The 15,898-nt window shown below is 71.7% G+C and carries 16 protein-coding genes; 5 read left to right on the forward strand and 11 right to left on the reverse strand.

Annotated elements, in window-relative coordinates; translation table 11 throughout:
* Positions 1–37: 37 nt before the first annotated feature.
* Entirely contained in the window at positions 38–1,039 is a 1,002-nt protein-coding gene (locus tag ACXR2U_RS06555; protein ID WP_458824145.1) for an SDR family oxidoreductase, read from the forward strand.
* 17 nt (positions 1,040–1,056) lie between these two features.
* Positions 1,057–2,454, forward strand: coding sequence for a DUF1990 family protein (locus tag ACXR2U_RS06560; RefSeq protein WP_458824146.1), 1,398 nt, complete (start codon positions 1,057–1,059; stop codon positions 2,452–2,454).
* Between the two features lie 9 nt (positions 2,455–2,463).
* Here the strand turns inward: ACXR2U_RS06560 and ppk2 are convergent, their stop codons facing one another.
* Both ppk2 and ACXR2U_RS06570 read right to left on the reverse strand, forming a co-directional pair.
* Positions 2,464–3,354, reverse strand: a complete 891-nt coding sequence (ppk2, locus tag ACXR2U_RS06565) for a polyphosphate kinase 2 (protein ID WP_458824147.1) — start codon at positions 3,352–3,354, stop codon at positions 2,464–2,466.
* Between the two features lie 55 nt (positions 3,355–3,409).
* Positions 3,410–5,782: a bifunctional FO biosynthesis protein CofGH gene (locus ACXR2U_RS06570; protein ID WP_458824148.1), complete on the reverse strand. Its 2,373-nt coding sequence runs from the start codon at positions 5,780–5,782 to the stop codon at positions 3,410–3,412.
* 56 nt (positions 5,783–5,838) lie between these two features.
* Here ACXR2U_RS06570 and ACXR2U_RS06575 point away from each other — a divergent pair, with 56 nt between their 5' ends.
* Positions 5,839–6,480 carry a nitroreductase family protein gene (locus tag ACXR2U_RS06575; protein WP_458824149.1) on the forward strand — a complete coding sequence of 214 codons (642 nt, stop codon included), beginning with the start codon at positions 5,839–5,841 and terminating at the stop codon, positions 6,478–6,480.
* Between the two features lie 96 nt (positions 6,481–6,576).
* Here ACXR2U_RS06575 and ACXR2U_RS06580 read toward each other — a convergent pair whose 3' ends face one another.
* The 8 genes from ACXR2U_RS06580 to ACXR2U_RS06615 all read right to left on the reverse strand — a co-directional run bounded on the left by ACXR2U_RS06580 (position 6,577) and on the right by ACXR2U_RS06615 (position 12,259).
* Positions 6,577–6,900, reverse strand: coding sequence for a putative quinol monooxygenase (locus ACXR2U_RS06580; RefSeq protein WP_458824150.1), 324 nt, complete (start codon positions 6,898–6,900; stop codon positions 6,577–6,579).
* A gap of 20 nt (positions 6,901–6,920) precedes the next feature.
* Positions 6,921–7,334 (reverse strand): cupin domain-containing protein, encoded by a 414-nt coding sequence (locus tag ACXR2U_RS06585; protein ID WP_458824151.1) that lies wholly within the window; start codon positions 7,332–7,334, stop codon positions 6,921–6,923.
* Positions 7,331–7,651 carry a putative quinol monooxygenase gene (locus tag ACXR2U_RS06590; RefSeq protein ID WP_458824152.1) on the reverse strand — a complete coding sequence of 107 codons (321 nt, stop codon included), beginning with the start codon at positions 7,649–7,651 and terminating at the stop codon, positions 7,331–7,333. The genes ACXR2U_RS06585 and ACXR2U_RS06590 overlap by 4 nt, the downstream gene beginning before the upstream one ends.
* A 45-nt stretch (positions 7,652–7,696) precedes the next feature.
* Positions 7,697–8,719, reverse strand: a complete 1,023-nt coding sequence (locus ACXR2U_RS06595; RefSeq protein WP_458824153.1) for an alpha/beta fold hydrolase — start codon at positions 8,717–8,719, stop codon at positions 7,697–7,699.
* Positions 8,719–9,300: a DUF1097 domain-containing protein gene (locus tag ACXR2U_RS06600; RefSeq protein WP_458824154.1), complete on the reverse strand. Its 582-nt coding sequence runs from the start codon at positions 9,298–9,300 to the stop codon at positions 8,719–8,721. Before ACXR2U_RS06600 ends, ACXR2U_RS06595 begins: the two co-directional genes overlap by 1 nt.
* A gap of 117 nt (positions 9,301–9,417) precedes the next feature.
* Entirely contained in the window at positions 9,418–10,455 is a 1,038-nt protein-coding gene (locus ACXR2U_RS06605) for an NAD(P)-dependent alcohol dehydrogenase (RefSeq protein WP_458824156.1), read from the reverse strand.
* Positions 10,452–11,234: a metal-sulfur cluster assembly factor gene (locus tag ACXR2U_RS06610; protein WP_458824157.1), complete on the reverse strand. Its 783-nt coding sequence runs from the start codon at positions 11,232–11,234 to the stop codon at positions 10,452–10,454. The genes ACXR2U_RS06605 and ACXR2U_RS06610 overlap by 4 nt, the downstream gene beginning before the upstream one ends.
* The gene (locus ACXR2U_RS06615; protein WP_458824159.1) at positions 11,231–12,259 is read right to left on the reverse strand and encodes an amidohydrolase family protein; all 1,029 of its coding nucleotides are present in this window, start codon (positions 12,257–12,259) and stop codon (positions 11,231–11,233) included. The genes ACXR2U_RS06610 and ACXR2U_RS06615 overlap by 4 nt, the downstream gene beginning before the upstream one ends.
* 201 nt (positions 12,260–12,460) lie before the next feature.
* Here ACXR2U_RS06615 and ACXR2U_RS06620 point away from each other — a divergent pair, with 201 nt between their 5' ends.
* Positions 12,461–13,960, forward strand: coding sequence for an AAA-type ATPase lid domain-containing protein (locus ACXR2U_RS06620; protein WP_458824160.1), 1,500 nt, complete (start codon positions 12,461–12,463; stop codon positions 13,958–13,960).
* 14 nt (positions 13,961–13,974) lie between these two features.
* Here ACXR2U_RS06620 and ACXR2U_RS06625 read toward each other — a convergent pair whose 3' ends face one another.
* Complete coding sequence (locus tag ACXR2U_RS06625) at positions 13,975–14,931, reverse strand: GlxA family transcriptional regulator (protein ID WP_458824161.1); 957 nt, start codon at positions 14,929–14,931, stop codon at positions 13,975–13,977.
* Between the two features lie 122 nt (positions 14,932–15,053).
* Here ACXR2U_RS06625 and ACXR2U_RS06630 point away from each other — a divergent pair, with 122 nt between their 5' ends.
* The gene (locus ACXR2U_RS06630; protein WP_458824162.1) at positions 15,054–15,890 is read left to right on the forward strand and encodes an alpha/beta fold hydrolase; all 837 of its coding nucleotides are present in this window, start codon (positions 15,054–15,056) and stop codon (positions 15,888–15,890) included.
* The last annotated feature ends 8 nt before the right edge of the window (positions 15,891–15,898 follow it).

Below are 15,898 nucleotides of genomic sequence, written 5' to 3' on the forward strand. Positions count from 1 at the left end.
CCGTAGACCTGCACCGCCATTCCACGAGGAGCCGAACATGAGCCCAGCACCCGTCGCCGTCGTCACCGGGGGCTCAGCCGGCATCGGCCGCGCCGTCGTCCGGGAGTTCGCGAAACGCGGCGTCGACGTCGCCGTCCTGGCCCGCGGTGAGGCCGGCATCGCCGCGGCCGTGGCCGAGGTCGAGGAGCAGGGACGCCGCGGTCTGGCGGTCGTCTGCGACGTCGCGGACCCGGCCGCGGTCGACGCCGCGGCCGAGCGGGTCGAGGCCGAGCTCGGGCCGATCGCGTTCTGGGTCAACGACGCGTTCGTCGGTGCGCTGTCGACCAGTTGGGACCTCACCGACGACGAGTTCGACCGCATCACGCGGGTCACCTACTTCGGACAGGTGCACGGCATGCGCGCGGCGCTGCGGCACATGCGGCCGCGGCGCGCGGGCTCCATCGTCAACGTCAGTTCCAGCCTGGCCCACCGCGGGATCCCGTACCAGGCCGCGTACTGCGGCGCCAAGCACGCGATCAAGGGCTACACCGAGTCCGTGCGGGCCGAGCTGCTCGCCGACGACAGTCCGGTGACGGTGTCGATGGTGTCGCTGCCCGGGGTCAACACCCCGCAGTTCGACTGGAACGCCGTGCACGGCGACGACGACCGGCACCCCATGCCGGTGGCGCCGCTCTACCAGCCGGAGGTGCCGGCGCGGGTGATCGTCGACGTCGCGTTCCGGCCGCGGCACGACGCCTGGGTGGGGACCCCGACCGCCCTCTCGGTGCTGGGCAACCGGCTGGCCCCGACGGTCGTCGACTGGTACCTCGCCCGGACCTCCTACGACGCCCAACGCAGCGACGATCCGTTGCCCCGTGCAGCGGAGAACCTCGACTCACCGTCGGACGACACCCACGACCACGGCGCCCACGGCGCGTTCGACGAGATCGCCCGGACGACCGACCCGGTCTCGTGGATCGGCGCGCGGGTCGGGCGCACGGTCGGCCGGAGCGTCCGGGTCGGCCTGAAGGTCGCGTCGGCCGTGTTGGACCTCCGGTGACCGGCCGCGTCGTCCTCGTGACCGGGGCGACCTCCGGCATCGGCCGGGCGACCGCGCGGCGTCTCGCGGCGTCCGGCGACCACGTCGTGCTGGTGGCCCGCACGACGGCCGCGGTCGGATCACACGCCGAGTTCGGGGGAAACGCCGAGCAGCACGCCGTCGACATCCTCGACGAACCGGCACTGCAGCATCTGGTGACCGACGTGGTCGTGCGGCACGGGCGACTCGACGCCGTGGTCCACGCGGCGCAGACCATGGCCTACGGCCGCATCGAGGACGTGCCCGCCGAGGTGTTCGACCGGGTCACGAGCACGGCCCTGTCCGGTACGGCCAACCTCGCCCGCGTCGTGTTGCCGGTGTTCCGGCGTCAGGCCCGCGGCACGCTCGTCGTCGTCAACTCGTTGCTGGGGCAGATCGCCACGCCGCGGATGGGGGTCTACGACTCCGCCAAGTGGGGGCAGCACGGGCTCGCCCGGGTGCTCCAGCTCGAGACCCGCGACGCGAGGGACGTGCACGTCTGCATCGTGTCCCCGGGCGCCATCGACACCCCGATCTACGACCAGGCCGCGAACTTCGCCGGGCGCGGTGGCTTCCCGCCGCCGCCGGTGGTCGCGCCGGAGCGCGTGGCGGCCGCCGCGGTGAAGCTGCTCGACCGGCCGCGCCGGATCGTCGAGGTCGGACCGGCGAACGGCATCGCCAAGCTGGGTTTCCGGTTCATGCCCGCGATCTACGACCGGATCGTCGGACCGCTCGTGGATCTCGCCGTGTTCCGGGGTGAGCCGACCGCGGACAACCCTGGCAACGTCCTGCTCCCGCAACCCGCGGGCGAGGCCCGCACCGGGGGTTGGACGGTGCTCGGACGGCGCCGCCGTGCCCGGCGGGGCGAACCGCACCACCTCTCCACGGACGACGCCGCCCGCCTCGCCGCGTTGGCGGTGACCGCCCCCGACGTCGGTGTCACCCGAGGTGAGGGCGGCGCGGTCGAGCGCCACGTCGTCGAGATCGGACGGGGCGAGGCGGAGTTCGCCGAACTGGTCCACCGCGTGCGGCACTGGCAGGTGCACACCCGGGCCGGCCTGCACGTGGCCGTCGACCGGGCCGAGATCGCCGAGGGCGCGGACGTGGTGCTCGCGTACGGACCGGGGAAGCTCGCCGTGCCCGCGCCCTGCCGGGTGGTGTGGACCGTCGACGAACCCCGCCGGTTCGGCTACGGCCTGGGCACCCTGGCGGGTCACCCCGAGCGCGGCGAGGAGTCGTTCGTCGTCAGCCACGAGCCCGACGACCGTGTGCTGCTGACGGTCGCCAGCGCGGCCCGCCCCGCGACCTGGTGGGCCAAGGCCGGTGCGCCGGTCACCGAGGTGCTGCGGCGTCACCTGGTGCAGCTCTACCTGCACGCGTTCACGCCGGGGCGGTGACGCCCGCGGTCAGTCGCCGACGGCCTCGATGCCGCGCTGCACCAACAGCGGGTCCGGGGTGGCGACCACCGCGGCGTCCTTGCCGTCGTAGTCGAACTGCGCCAGGAAGAAACGCATCGCGTTGACGCGCGCGCGCTTCTTGTCGTTGGACTTGATCGTCGTCCAGGGAGCGGCGTCGGTGTCGGTCCGGCGGAACATCTCCTCCTTGGCGGCGGTGTAGGCGTCCCACTTGTCCAGGCTCTTGAGATCGATCGGCGACAGCTTCCACTGCCGGACCGGGTCGACCTGCCGGATGATGAAACGGGTGCGCTGCTCCGACCGCGTGACCGAGAACCAGAACTTGGTGAGGTGGATGCCGCTGTCGACCAGCATGCGTTCGAACTCGGGCGCCTGGCGCATGAACAGCTCGTACTCGTCGTCGGTGGCGAAGCCCATGACGCGTTCGACGACCGCGCGGTTGTACCAGCTGCGGTCGAACAGCACCGTCTCCCCGCCCGCCGGCAGGTGCGCGACGTAACGCTGGAAGTACCACTGCTGCTGCTCGCGTTCCGACGGCTTGACCAGCGCGACCACCCGCGCCGAGCGTGGGTTGAGGTGCTCCATGAACCGCTTGATGGTGCCGCCCTTGCCGGCGGCGTCGCGACCCTCGAACACGATGACGTGACGGCCGCCGGTCTCCGACGCCCAGTGCTGGAACTTCAGCAGCTCGACCTGCAGCAGGTACTTGGTCTGGTCGTACTCCTCGCGGCTCATCCGCTCGTCGTACGGGTAGTTCTCCCGCCAGGTGTCGACCGCCCGGCCCGAGGCGTCGAGCAGCACGGGGTCGTCGTCGTGGTCCTCGCCGACGTGGTGACCCTCGATGCGCAACCGGTCGATGTACTCGCGGACGTCCTCCAACACGGGACGCAACGTAGAGCAGCCGGGTGAACGCCCGGCGAACTCGCGGCCCGGGGTGCTACGCGGGGGTGGCGACCTCGCCGTACATCGTCGAGCGCTGCACGACCGGGCGGCCGACGGACTCGGCGATCGACCGCAGGCCGGCGACGTCGAGCGTCTGACCGTGGGTGGCGCCCGCGGCGCGGCTGATGTTCTCCTCCATCAGGGTGCCGCCGAGGTCGTTGACACCGGCGCGCAGCAGCTGGGCAGCACCCGACGGTCCGAGTTTCACCCACGAGGCCTGGATGTTCGGGATGAAGCCGTCGTACGCGAGCCGGGCCACGGCGTGCACCAGCACGACCTCGCGCCACGTCGGTCCTCGTCGTGCCCGCCGCTTGAGGTAGATCGGTGAGGCCATGTGCACGAACGGGAGCCCGACGAACTCGGTGAAGCCGCCGGTCTCGGCCTGCAGGTCGCGCGTGACCACGAAGTGCTTCGCCCAGTGCCGCGGGGTCTCGACCGCGCCGAACATCATGGTGACGTTGCTGCGCAGACCGACGCCGTGGGCGGTGCGGTGGGCGTCGAGCCACTCCTGCGTGGTGATCTTGTCGGGGCAGAGGATGGCCCGCATGTCGTCCGAGAGGATCTCGGCGGCCGTCCCGGGCAGGGTCTTCAGGCCGGCGTCGCGCAGCCGGGTCAGGTACGACTCCAGCGGTTCGTTCAGCCGGCGCGCCCCTTCGGTCACCTCGAGCGCCGTGAACCCGTGGACGTGCATGTCCGGTACGGCCGCGTGCACCGCCTGCGTGACCTCGACGTAGAAGTTGCCGTCGAACTCGGGGTGGATGCCGCCCTGCAGGCACACCTCGGTCGCACCGAGCTCGGCCGCCTCGCGTACCCGATCGGCGATCTGGTCGAAGGTCAACAGGTAGGGCGTGCCGCGCAGGTTGAGCGAGAGCGGCCCCTTGGAGAAGCCGCAGAAGGTGCACTTGTAGGTGCACACGTTGGTGTAGTTGATGTTGCGGTTGACGACGTAGGTGACGTCGTCACCGACGGCGCGGCGCCGGAACTCGTCGGCGAGTTCGGCCACCGCGGCCACCTCCCGGCCGCGGGCGTGCAGGAGCACGGTGAGGGCGTCCTCGTCGAGCTGTTCGCCGCTCTCGGCCGCACGCAGGACGGCCGCGACCTCGCCGCGCGCCGCGGGGTTCCCGGGCAGGATGGTCGGCGGGGTGGCGTCGGCGCCCGAGTACCAGGCCGTGGAGCGACGGCCGGCCTGGACGACCTCGGCCCCGGTGCCGACGTTGGCGGCGTCGCGGTGGCGTTCCGGCCAGGTGGCGCCGGGATCGTCGCGGCCGAGGCTCGCGGCGTCGGACCGGTCGAGCACCGGGAACCGGGTGGGTTCGGCCAGCCAGCGGGCCGGATCCGCCGCGAACTCCGGGTAGATCGTGAGCCGGGGTGCGAGTTCGAACCCGGCCGCTTCCGTTGCACCACGCAACAGATCGAGGGAGGGCCAGGGTCGTTCGGGGTTGACGTGGTCGGCGGTGACCGGCGAGACGCCGCCCCAGTCGTCGATGCCCGCGCCGAGCAGGTCCGGGAGCTGGTCGAGGTCGGACAGGTTGGGCGGGGCCTGCAGGTGGACGTCGGGCGGCAGGATCAGGCGGGCGAGCGCGACCGCCCGCAGGTGCTCCTCGGGCGGGCAGGGCGGGGCGTCACGCATGGCCGTCCCGGGCTTGGGCAGGAAGTTCTGGACGATCACCTCCTGCACGTGCCCGAAGCGGGCGTGGCTGGCGGCGATGGCCTCCAGCGCCGCCACCCGGTCGGCCTCGTCCTCGCCGATGCCGACGAGGATCCCGGTGGTGAAGGGGATCGCGAGGTCGCCCGCGGCGTCGAGGGTGGCGAGGCGCCGCGCGGGCACCTTGTCGGGAGCGCCGCGGTGCGCGGCGAGATCTTCACGCAGCGACTCGATCATCATCCCCTGCGACGGCGCCACGGCCCGCAGGCGGGCGAGGTCGTCACGGGAGATCGCGCCTGCGTTGGCGTGCGGCAGCAGCCCGGTCTCGGCCAGCACCAGTCCGGCCGTGGCGAGCAGGTGGTCGATGGTCGAGGAGTGCCCGTGCGCGTCGAGCCACTGGCGCGCCTCCGGGTACCGGCGCTCCGGGTCCTCGCCGAGCGTGAAGAGGGCCTCGTGGCAGCCCTGCTCGGCACCGGCGGCGGCGATCGCCAGCACCTCGTCGTCGCTGAGGTAGGCCGACGGCAGGTGGCGGGGCGCCTCGGCGAACGTGCAGTAGCCGCAGCGGTCCGCGCACAACCGGGTGAGCGGGATGAACACCTTGGGCGAGTACGTCACGCGGGTGCCGAAGGCGGTGTCACGCACCGCCGCTGCGGCGGCGAGGAGGTCCGCGGTGGGAACCGCGGTGAGGTCGACGCCGCGCAGGTCGCTGTCGAGCAGGGTCACCGACGCATTGTGTCCGACCGACCTGGGACGTGGGGACGCGCCTACCGTCGGGACCCGTGACCCTGCTGCCACTGGATCCCGACCAGCTGCTCTCGACCACCCGCGCCGTGCGCCGGCGCCTCGACTTCGACCGGCCGGTGCCGCGGGAGCTCATCCGCGAGTGCGTCGCCCTGGCGCTGCAGGCACCGAGCGGCTCGAACATCGTGACGATGGGGTTCGTGGTCGTCACCGACGAGTCGCTGCGTCAGGCGGTCGGCGAGGTCTACGGGCGGGTGTACGCGGGCTACAAGGCGTCAGCCAGTCACCCGCTGAACCGGCCCGCGGCGTCCGAGGCCGAGCGGGCGCAGCAGGAGAAGGTGGCCCGGTCCGCCGACTTCCTCGGCGAGAACATGGGCCGGGCGCCGGCCCTGGTGCTCGCCGTGAACCGCGGCCGCGACCGGGCGTCGGCCGCCGCCGGGCTCGGCAACGTCCTGCCCGGCACGTGGAGCTTCATGCTCGCCGCCCGGGCACGCGGCCTGGGAACCGCGTGGACCTCGATGCACCTGGCCCGCGAACGCGAGATCGCCGACATCCTCGGCATCCCGTACGACACCGTGGCCCAGGCCGTCCTCACCCCGCTGGCCTTCACCCGCGGCACCGACTTCCGGCCCGCCCGCCGCCCCGACCCGGAGGAGGTCATCCACTGGGACCGGTGGTGACGCCCCGACGCAGGCGCACCCACACGACAGGGGTCCGAGTTCGCGGGTGGTGGCCGACGAACCGCGAAGTCGGACCCCCGTCGTGCGGGGGTGGGGTCAGTCGACGGCGAGTTCGCCGAGGTCGTTCCAGTCGTCCTGGTCGAGGTCCTGACTGATGATCTTGGGTGTGGCCTGCAGGTGGGGCGGGAGGTCGCGCTGCGCCTGCTTGAAGTGGTCCGAGTTCACGTGGGCCGCGCCGGCGTCGCCGTCGACGAAGGCCTCGATGAGCACGTACTGGTTCGGGTCGGTCACACTGCGCGACCACTCGAAGAACCGGCAGCCCGGCTCGGCGTTGCAGGCCTCGGTGAACGCGCGGCTGATCTCGGGCCAGGCGTCGGCGTCCTCGGGCTTCACGAGGAACTTCGCGGTGATGAAGATCAAGACGGTCTCCTGTGGCGGGGTCAGCGGGCGTGGGGCGGGGCGTGCGGGTGGTCCTCGACGGCCACGACGATCGCCTCCTGCGTGCTGCGGGCGACGATCATCTCGACCGGTTCGGTCTCACTCGCGTTCTGCTCCCAGTGCACGATGCCAGGAGGGATGAACACGAAGTCACCCGCCTTCGCCTCGCGGACCTCGTCGAGGTGGTCACCGACCCACCAGCGGGTGACGCCGGACACGATGTAGATGGCCGTCTCGGACTCGCCGTGGTGGTGGACGCCGGTGAGCCCGCCCGGGTCGAGCACGGCGTACCCCATCCACATCCGCTGCGAGCCCGTGAGCGCGTTCGACACCGCCTCGAAGCGGTGGAGGCCGCCGGGCGTCTGCCCGGTGTTCCCGCTCCGCTCGTCGGGGCCGACGATCCGGACGTCGGTCATGCCACCCGCTGCACGCGGTTGATGGTGAGGCCGCCCTCGTCGAGCAGGTCACCGAGGCGGCCCGCGAACTCGACCAGGTGCGGCGCGGCGAGGTGGTCGTCGAGCTTCGCCGGTGACTGCCAGTTCTCGTAGAACGTGAAGAAGTCGGGGTCCTCCGTGCCCTGGTGCAGGTCGTAGTTGACGCAGCCGTCCTCGGCGACCGTCGTCGGTACCAGCGCGGCGAGCGCCGATTTCAGCTCCTCACGCTTGCCGGGAGCGGCGCGCATGTAGGCGATGACGGTGAGCAACTCGCGGTTGTCGTCGGTGGGCGTGGGCATGCAGGGGTTCCTCCTGAGGACGGGTTCGATGCAATGTGCAACGGTTCAGGCGAGGGCATCGCGGTAGACCGCGTCGATCTCGGCGGTGTCGGCCTCGCGGAGGTTGAACATGCTGAAGTGCCCCCACACGCTGCCGATCTCGCGGTACTCCGCGCCGGGGATCTTCCCGGCGTCCGCGCGGATGTCCTCCGGCGGGAAGAACAGGTCGCCGGTGAACGCGACGTCCGTGACCGCGGCGGTGATCCGACCGAGCGCGGCCACGGTGTCGCCGCCGGTGACCGCCCCGACGTCCGCGTTGCGCCACTTGCGGGCCTGGCAGAGCAGGTCGTTCGGGTCCATGGGGCGGAAGTACCCCTGCAGGAACCCCTGGACGAAGCCGTCCAGCGAGCCGAAGCCCAGTTCGCGCCACACCTCGGCGCGGTACATGTGCGAGCTCGCACCCATGAGCGCGAAGGCCTGAGCGTGCCGGCGGAGACCCAGGTGGACGTCGGCACGGTCGGCGTAGAAACCGTCGGCGAACGCGGGATCGCTGCGCAGCGCGTCGATGTGCAGGTCGCAGAACACCCGGCAGTGGTCGGGGTTGCGGGCGGTCGCGGCGAACGGCACCGCACGTTCGACCATCTCGGGGTGGCGGACCGCCCACTCGAGGGTCTGCTGACCGCCCATCGACCACCCGCTCACCAGGGCCAGGCGCTCGACGCCGAAGACCTCGGTGAGCAGGCGGTGCTGGGCGCGGACGTCGTCGCCGGTCGCCACCGCGGGGAAGGCCCCGCGGTCGTACGGCAGCGGGGTGTTGCTCGGCGAGGACGACTCCCCACCACCGAACTGGCCGGGCAGCACGAAGAAGAACCTCGAGGGGTCGAGCGGTCGCCCCTCCCCGACGAACGCCGTCATGAACTCCGAGGTGCCGGAGTACATGTGCGGGAGCAGCACCACGTTGTCCTTGGCGTTGTTCAGCGTGCCGAGCGTGCGGTACGCGATGAACGCCTCGGGCAACGTGTGCCCGCTCGCCAACTCGAACGCGCCGAGGTCGTGGCGCTGCAGTGCGGGGAGGGACGGTTCGCTCATCAGGCGTGGGCTTCGCGGTTCGGCGTCTGGTGCGAGCCGCCGGCCTGCTCCGGGTCACCGGCGGGCAGGCCGAGCATCTTCTCGATGACGTCCGCGCCCTTCTCGGACAGGAAGGCGAGCACGGTGCCACCGATGATCGACACGACGACCGTCCAGAAGCCGGGCCCGGAGAACCCGGCCGCGCCCTGCAGGCCGAAGTAGCTGGCCGCTCCGACGAACGCACCCGGGATGAACCCGAGCGCGGGTACCGAGGCCTGCACGCACATCGCGAAAGCCCCGACGGCCACGGCGATCCCGAGCAGCGCGAACGACGTGTGCTGCCCGGTCGAGGCGCCGGTGACGGCGAGCCAGGCGGCCGCGATCAGCCACCCCCAGACGGCTCCGGACAGTGTCGAGGCGCCGCTGACGCGCAGACCCGTCATGCCACCGCCCTTGGCGTAGAACATGGCCCAGGCGGCGAAGCCGATCCACACCGAGAACGGTGCGGTCCAACTCCCGATGTGCGTGATGCTGAACGCGACGAACGTGTACAGCCCGGCGAGGACCCCGATCGAGATCCCGAGTGCGACGAGACGCTTCATGCTGCTCTCCTGCTCTTCACTGAACAGCCCGACCGCGCCCCTCCCCCGGCCGATTCTGTGTACTTCCGCGGCGTCAGGCCGCAGGAAGACACAGAATCCGCCACGAGCGGGGTGTGGTCAGGGGATGAGGATGGCGCGACCGCGGACGCGGCCCGCCTGCAGATCACCGATCGCCGTGGCGTAGTCGTCCAGCGCGTACGTCGCCGTGTGCAACTGGACCTTCTGCTGGGCGGCGAGCGCCATGAGTTCCACGAGGTCGTTGTACGAACCGACGAGGTTGCCGACGATGTTGATCTCGGTCGACACCAGGTCGATGGTCGGGACGTCGATGTTCTCGCCGTACCCGATGATCATGTAGTCGCCGGCGCGGCGGGTCATCGCGAGGCCCTGCGCCGTCGAACCGCCCTCGCCGACGTAGTCCATGACCACCTCGGCGCCGTGGCCGCCGGTCAACTCCATGACCTGCTCGACCTGGGTGCCGTCGGCGACCACCCCGTGCGTGGCGCCGATCTCGAGGGCCAGCTTGACGGCGTCCGGGTTGCGGTCGACCACGATGAGCTCGGCCGGGCTGATCGCCGCCATGACCTGGATGCCGATGTGGCCGAGACCTCCGGCCCCGATGACGACGCAGCGGTCACCCGCCCGCAACCGGCGGGCGGCCTTGGTCGCCGCGTGGTACGCGGTGAGGCCGGCGTCGGCGAGCGCGGCAACATCCTTCGGTTCGAGGGAGGGGTCGAGCTTGACGCAGCTGCGGGCCGAGGTCTTGAGGTACTCGGCGTAGCCGCCGTCGGTGTCGATGCCGGGGAAGGCGCTGTTCTCGCAGTGGACGTCGTCACCGAACCGGCACGCGCGGCACAGGCCGCAGGTGACCAACGGGTGCAGGATCACCTTGTCGCCCTCGGCCACGTTCGTGACGGCACTGCCGACCGCGTGCACCCAGCCGGAGTTCTCGTGGCCGATCGTGTACGGCAGCACGACGTTCGTCTTCGGCGCCCACTGCCCCTCGATGACGTGGATGTCGGTGCGGCACACACCGGCAGCCCCGATCCGCACGATGACGTCGTGCGGGCCGGTGATCTCCGGCATCGGGACGTCGTCCAGGCGCATGTCCCGGCTGACGTCGTTGTGGTATCCGAGGATGCGCACGGCCTTCATGAGCGGGAACCTCCGGGAGTTGCGAGCAGGGGGAGGGTGCGGCGGGCGGCGCCGTCACCGTCGGCCCGTGGGGCCTGGTCGGCCTCCGAGCCGGGGTAGCGGGTCTGCAGCAGACCGCGGCAGAAGTGCGCGTTGCCGTCGATGCTGATGCGGACCGAGCGGGCCATCCGCAGTCGCTTGACCGCGTCGGCCGGCGCCACCGCCGTGCCGTCGGGCTCGACGAGCACGGGCGCCGACGGCGCGAGCGACAGGCCCAGCGACGCGCGGCGCGTCAGCAACGCGTCGTGCTCCCGACCCGGTGGGAGGTCGCCCAGGGTCACCTGCGCGACCTCGGTCTCCGAGCGCGACGCGTCGGCGTGCAGCCACGACGTCAGAGCCCGTTCCATCGCCGCCACGTGGGCCTTGCGCCGGAACACCAACCGCAGCTCGTCCAGGCTGTCCTCCGCCTCGTGACCGAACGTCCCCTTGTAGTCGTCGCCGCGGGCCAGGCCCGCGTTGATGAGGTCGGAGTCGTGGTGGTCGTCGAGTTCGACGGTCACGGCCGTCACCCCGGGGACCTCGGCCACCGCCTCACGCGCGTCGCCCGCCATCAACCATGCGAAGTTCGGCGCGCAGAACGAGGTCGGCAGACGCAGGTGGACGACCGTTGCACCGTGCACGTCGACCTCCACCGAGCGGACGAACCCCAGGTCCGTGACGGGTTCGTCGAGCTCCGGGTCCAGCACGGTGTCGAGCGCGGCGACCACCGCGTCGCGCACCGACGTGAGGACGGCGGTCATACCGCCGCCGCCACCGCGGGCTGGGGCACCTCTTCCGGCGCCGGCGTGACCTGCAGGTGCTCGGGGACGTCGATGTCGTAGATCGCGGCGGCGTTGAGGCCGAGGACCTTCTTCTTCTGATCGGTCGTGAGCGGCGCGTACTCCGTCATGTCGTCGGGGATCTGGAAGTCGACGAACCGCTCGACCAGCCACTTCGGCGTCCAGATCGCGTAGTCGGAGGAGAAGAAGATGCGCTCCTCGCCGATCCAGTAGAAGAGTTCGCCGATGATCTGGGCGAAGTAGCGCGGCCGGGTGTGGATGAACGGCATCGCCACCGCGAGACCCGCGTAGACGTTGGGTTCCTGCGTCGCGATCCAGCAGAAGTCCTCGAGCCGCGGGAGCCCGCAGTGCTCGACGATGAAGTTGAGGTCGGTGAAGTCCGTCGCGATGTGGTCGACGTCGGCGACGTCGAACGCGTCGCGGTCGAGCGGCCGGATGGTCGGGCCCTTGTGGATGTGGATGTTCTTGACGCCGAGTTCCTGACACGCCTCGAGGTACTTGTAGGTCCACGGGTCGGTCAGCTTGTAGCCGCGCGACTCGCCCTGCCACTCGGCGGTGTAGAGCTTGACGCCCTGCAGGTGCATCTCCTGCGCGTCGCGGCGGAACTGCTGCAGACCCTGCTCGCCGAAGCGCGGGTCGAAGGCGTGGTTGTAGGTGAGCTTGTCGGGGTGCTTCTCCGCGAGCTCGAACGCCTCACGCGTCTGGCCGAACCCGCGCTCGTAGAACTCGGTGAGCAGCGCCGGCTGGAAGATGGCGTGGTCGACGTACCCGTCCTCGAACAGGTCCTTCATGAGGCGGTCACCGCCCTGGTACAGGTACTCGTCGTACGTCCACACCTCGGACTCCGGCGAGAGGTTGCGGTGGTAGTCGTAGAAGCAGTCGATGAACTGCTTGCCGTGCACGTTGCGCTGGTTGTCCTCACGCGCATCCCACAAGGCGACATGCGCGTCGACGATGAAGTAGTCGGTTCCGTCCTTGCTGTACATCGGGCCTCCGTTGGCAGGTCTGGCGCGTGCGGTGAGAGGGGACGCTAGGAGTGATCACCAGGACACGGAACCCGTTGCGTGTCTCAAAGTGAGACGCCGCCGTCTCCCGCGCGTCACGGACCGGAAACGGAGGCTGTCGCCCGGACCCCGATCGACCTACAGTCAGGGACACCGACCGCTCGACGAGGAACGGGGGGTGCCGTGGCGCACCGAGGTCCACGTCCGTCGCCGCGCGACCTGTTGCCGGCCGGTGGCCGCACCCCCGAGGACCACCACGCCCCCGGAACGCTCGCACCCGCGCGCCTGCGGGCGTCGTGGCAACGCAGCCGCGGCTACGGCGTCCCGCTCGACCGGCCCAGCCCGGTGTTCGTCGGCGACGTCGACAGCGAGAGTCTGTTCTACGAGTGCGGCTCGGAGGTCCTGCACGGCCTCGCCCGCACCGTCGCGAACGAACCGATCAGTTTCATGGCCACCGACGCGGACGGCCTGGTGCTGCTGCGGATCTGTGAGGACGCCACGATCACCCGGTCGCTCGACCGGGTCCACCTCGCCCCCGGCTTCGGGTTCGACGAGCGGGCGGCGGGTACCAACGGCCTGGCTCTCGCGCTGGCCGACCGCGCGGCGTCGCTGGTGCGGGCGGGTGACCACTTCTGCGCGGAGCTGCGGGCGTACACGTGTGCGGCCGTCCCCGTCACCGCCCCGGGCGGCGAGCTCGCCGGCACGATCAACCTCACGACGTGGTCCGACGCGTCGTCGGAACTGCTGCTCGCCCTGGCCCAGGCCGCCGCGGGGACGACGTCGGCGCTCATGCAGGCCCGCACCGGCAGCGCCACGACCTCGCAGCTGCACCGCGGCGAGGTCTACCGGATGGTCGTCGACGGCTGGCCCGGCCCCGGACCCGATCCGTGTTCGTCGCGGCCGTGGCGCCAGGCCGTCGCCAAGGTCCGGGAGGCGATGCTCGCCGGCCGGGTGGTCGCGCTCGTCGGGGAACGGGGTGCGGGCAAGGGCGCGGCCGCGGCCCGGGCGCTGCGCGACGTCCGCCCCGGTCACCAGATCGTGCGCGCACGGTGGCAGCCGGACGACGACGCCGCGGCGTGGCTGGCCAGGTGGACGCCGGAGCTCGCGGTCCGCGGGACGACCCTGCTCGCCGGCGGCCTCGCCGGCCTGCCCGCCTGGGCGGCCGACGAGTTCGCGGCCGCGGTGGGGGCGGTCGGGACCCCCGCGCCGCTGGTGATCGCCGAGGCCTCGTTCGACGACATCCCGCGCCCGCTGGTCGAGCGGGTCGGCGCGGTCGTCGAGATCCCGCCGCTGCGGCAGCGCCCGGCCGACATCCTGCCGCTGGCCGCGGACTTCGCCCGCCAGGAGCGGCGCCGGGACATCGCCTTCGCCCCCAGCGCCCGCCACGTCCTGCTCGGCTTCGACTGGCCGGGCAACGCGGGCCAGCTGCGCGCCGTGGTGCGTGGAGCCGCCACCCGCACCGACGTCATCGAGGCCGCGCACCTGCCCGCGGACATCTTCACCGGGCGGGCGCGCCCGATGTCCCGCCTGGAGCGGGTGGAGCGGGAGGAGATCGTCCGCTGCCTCACCGAACCGGGCGTGACGGTCACCGAGGCCGCCGAGGCGCTCGGGTTGTCGCGCGCCACGCTCTACCGCAAGCTGGCGCACTACGGCCTGGAGCTGCCGGGTCGATCCAGGTCGTGAGAGGTGGGTGGGCGTCAACCACCCGCGCGGGTCCGCCGCACGCTCGTGCCCCGGCGACGACGCAGCAGCGCCCGCAGGGCGTCGGCGCTGCGGTACCCCACCGCCTCGGCCACCGAGGCGGTGCTGCGTTCGGTCGTCATCAACAGGTCGACCGCCTGCTGCAGGCGTAGTTCCTGGAGGTAGGCGTGCGGACTCATCCCCAGCGCGTCGGCCGTCGACCGTTGCAGGGTGCGCTCGCTGGTCCCGATCGCCGCAGCGATGTCGGCGATGCTGGAGGCGTCGGCGAGGTGGGCGCGGGCGAAGCGCTCGAACGCGAGCACGAGCGGCGGCGCGTTCACCAGCCCGGCGCCACCCGGAACGCCGGTCTGCACGCCCCGTCGACCGACCACGAGGTAGGCCGCGGCGAGGTCGGCGAGGACCGGACTCACCTGAGCGACGAGCGCGAGTGCGAGGTCGACGTGGCCGTAACCCGCGCACCCGGTGGTGATGTTGTCGACGACGACGGTCTCGGTGTCCTCGAGCTGCACGGCCGGGTAGCGCTCGCGGAAGGCGTCGGCGAGCCACCAGCTCGTCGTGGCTCGGCGGCCGTCGAGCAGGCCCGCCTCGGCGAGGAAGAAGGTGCCGCTGCACGCGGCGGCCATCCCGACACCGGCCTCGCACCACTCGACGACACTCGCCAACGCCGGGTGGCGCCGCACGACGTCGACCACACCCGCCGGCGCGAACACCCCGATCGACGGCATGACCAGCAGGTCCGGCGGCTCCTGCCGTGCTCTCGCCCACGGGACGGCCGGCACGGAGAGGCCGTGGGCGGTGTGCACGCGGCTGGTCCGGGCCACCACCGTCACCTCGAACGGGTTCGCCCGCAACGCCGCCTCCGCGTGCAGCACGGCGGCGGCCGAGAAGACGTCGAGCACGCTCGTGAAACCGGAGTCGAGCATGCCGTCGACGGCGAGGACGGCCACGCGCATGGCGCGAACGGTACGCAAGTTGGCGGGATCCGGCGGTCCGAGTGGGCGCTCACCGAGCACCACGGAGGGTGAGGGCCGGGAGACACCGGCCCGGTCAGCGAAGACTCCAGGAGGAACCACCCATGCCCGAGGTCACCGCCCACTCCGGCCTGCTGTCGAAGGTGCAGGTCCACGTCGAGGATCCCGGCGGCCCCGGCCGTCCCGTCGTGCTCATCCACGGTTGGCCGCTGTCCGGCGCGTCGTGGTCGGAGCAGATCGGACCACTGCGCGATGCCGGCCTGCGCCCGATCACGTACGACCGCCGCGGGTTCGGCCGCAGCGACAAGCCGAACAAGGGCTACGACTACGACACCCTCGCCGACGACCTCGCCGCCGTTCTCGACGAGTTGGAACTGCAGGACGTCTCCCTGGTCGGTTTCTCCATGGGGGGCGGCGAGGTCGCCCGCTACCTCGCGCGCCACGGTGCGGGGCGCATCCGCAGCGTCGTGTTCGCCGCGGCCGTCCCGCCGTACCTGGCGAAGACCGACGACAACCCGGACGGGCCGTTGGACCAGGCCGCGGCCGACGAGATGGAGAACGGGCTGAAGTCCGACCGCGACGCGTTCTTCCCCGAGTTCGTGAGGAACTTCTACTCGGTGAACGGTGAGCTCGAGGCCACCCCCCAGCAGGTCGACGAGGCGGTCGCCCTCGCGCAGCAGTCGGACCAGGACGCCGCGATCGGCTGCATGGAGGCGTTCGCCACCACCGACTTCCGCGACGACCTCACCACGGTGACGGTGCCGACCCTGGTCATCCACGGTGACAGCGACGCCGTGGTGCCTTTCGAGGGTTCAGGCCGCCGTACCCACGAGGCTGTCGCGGGGTCGGAACTGGTCGTCGTCCGCGACGCCCCGCACGGGTTCAACGTCACCCACGCGGCGCAGTTCAACGAGGCCCTGGTGGCGTTCCTGCAGAAGTGACGCCCCGG

Source organism: Jatrophihabitans sp. YIM 134969 (genome assembly GCF_054456675.1).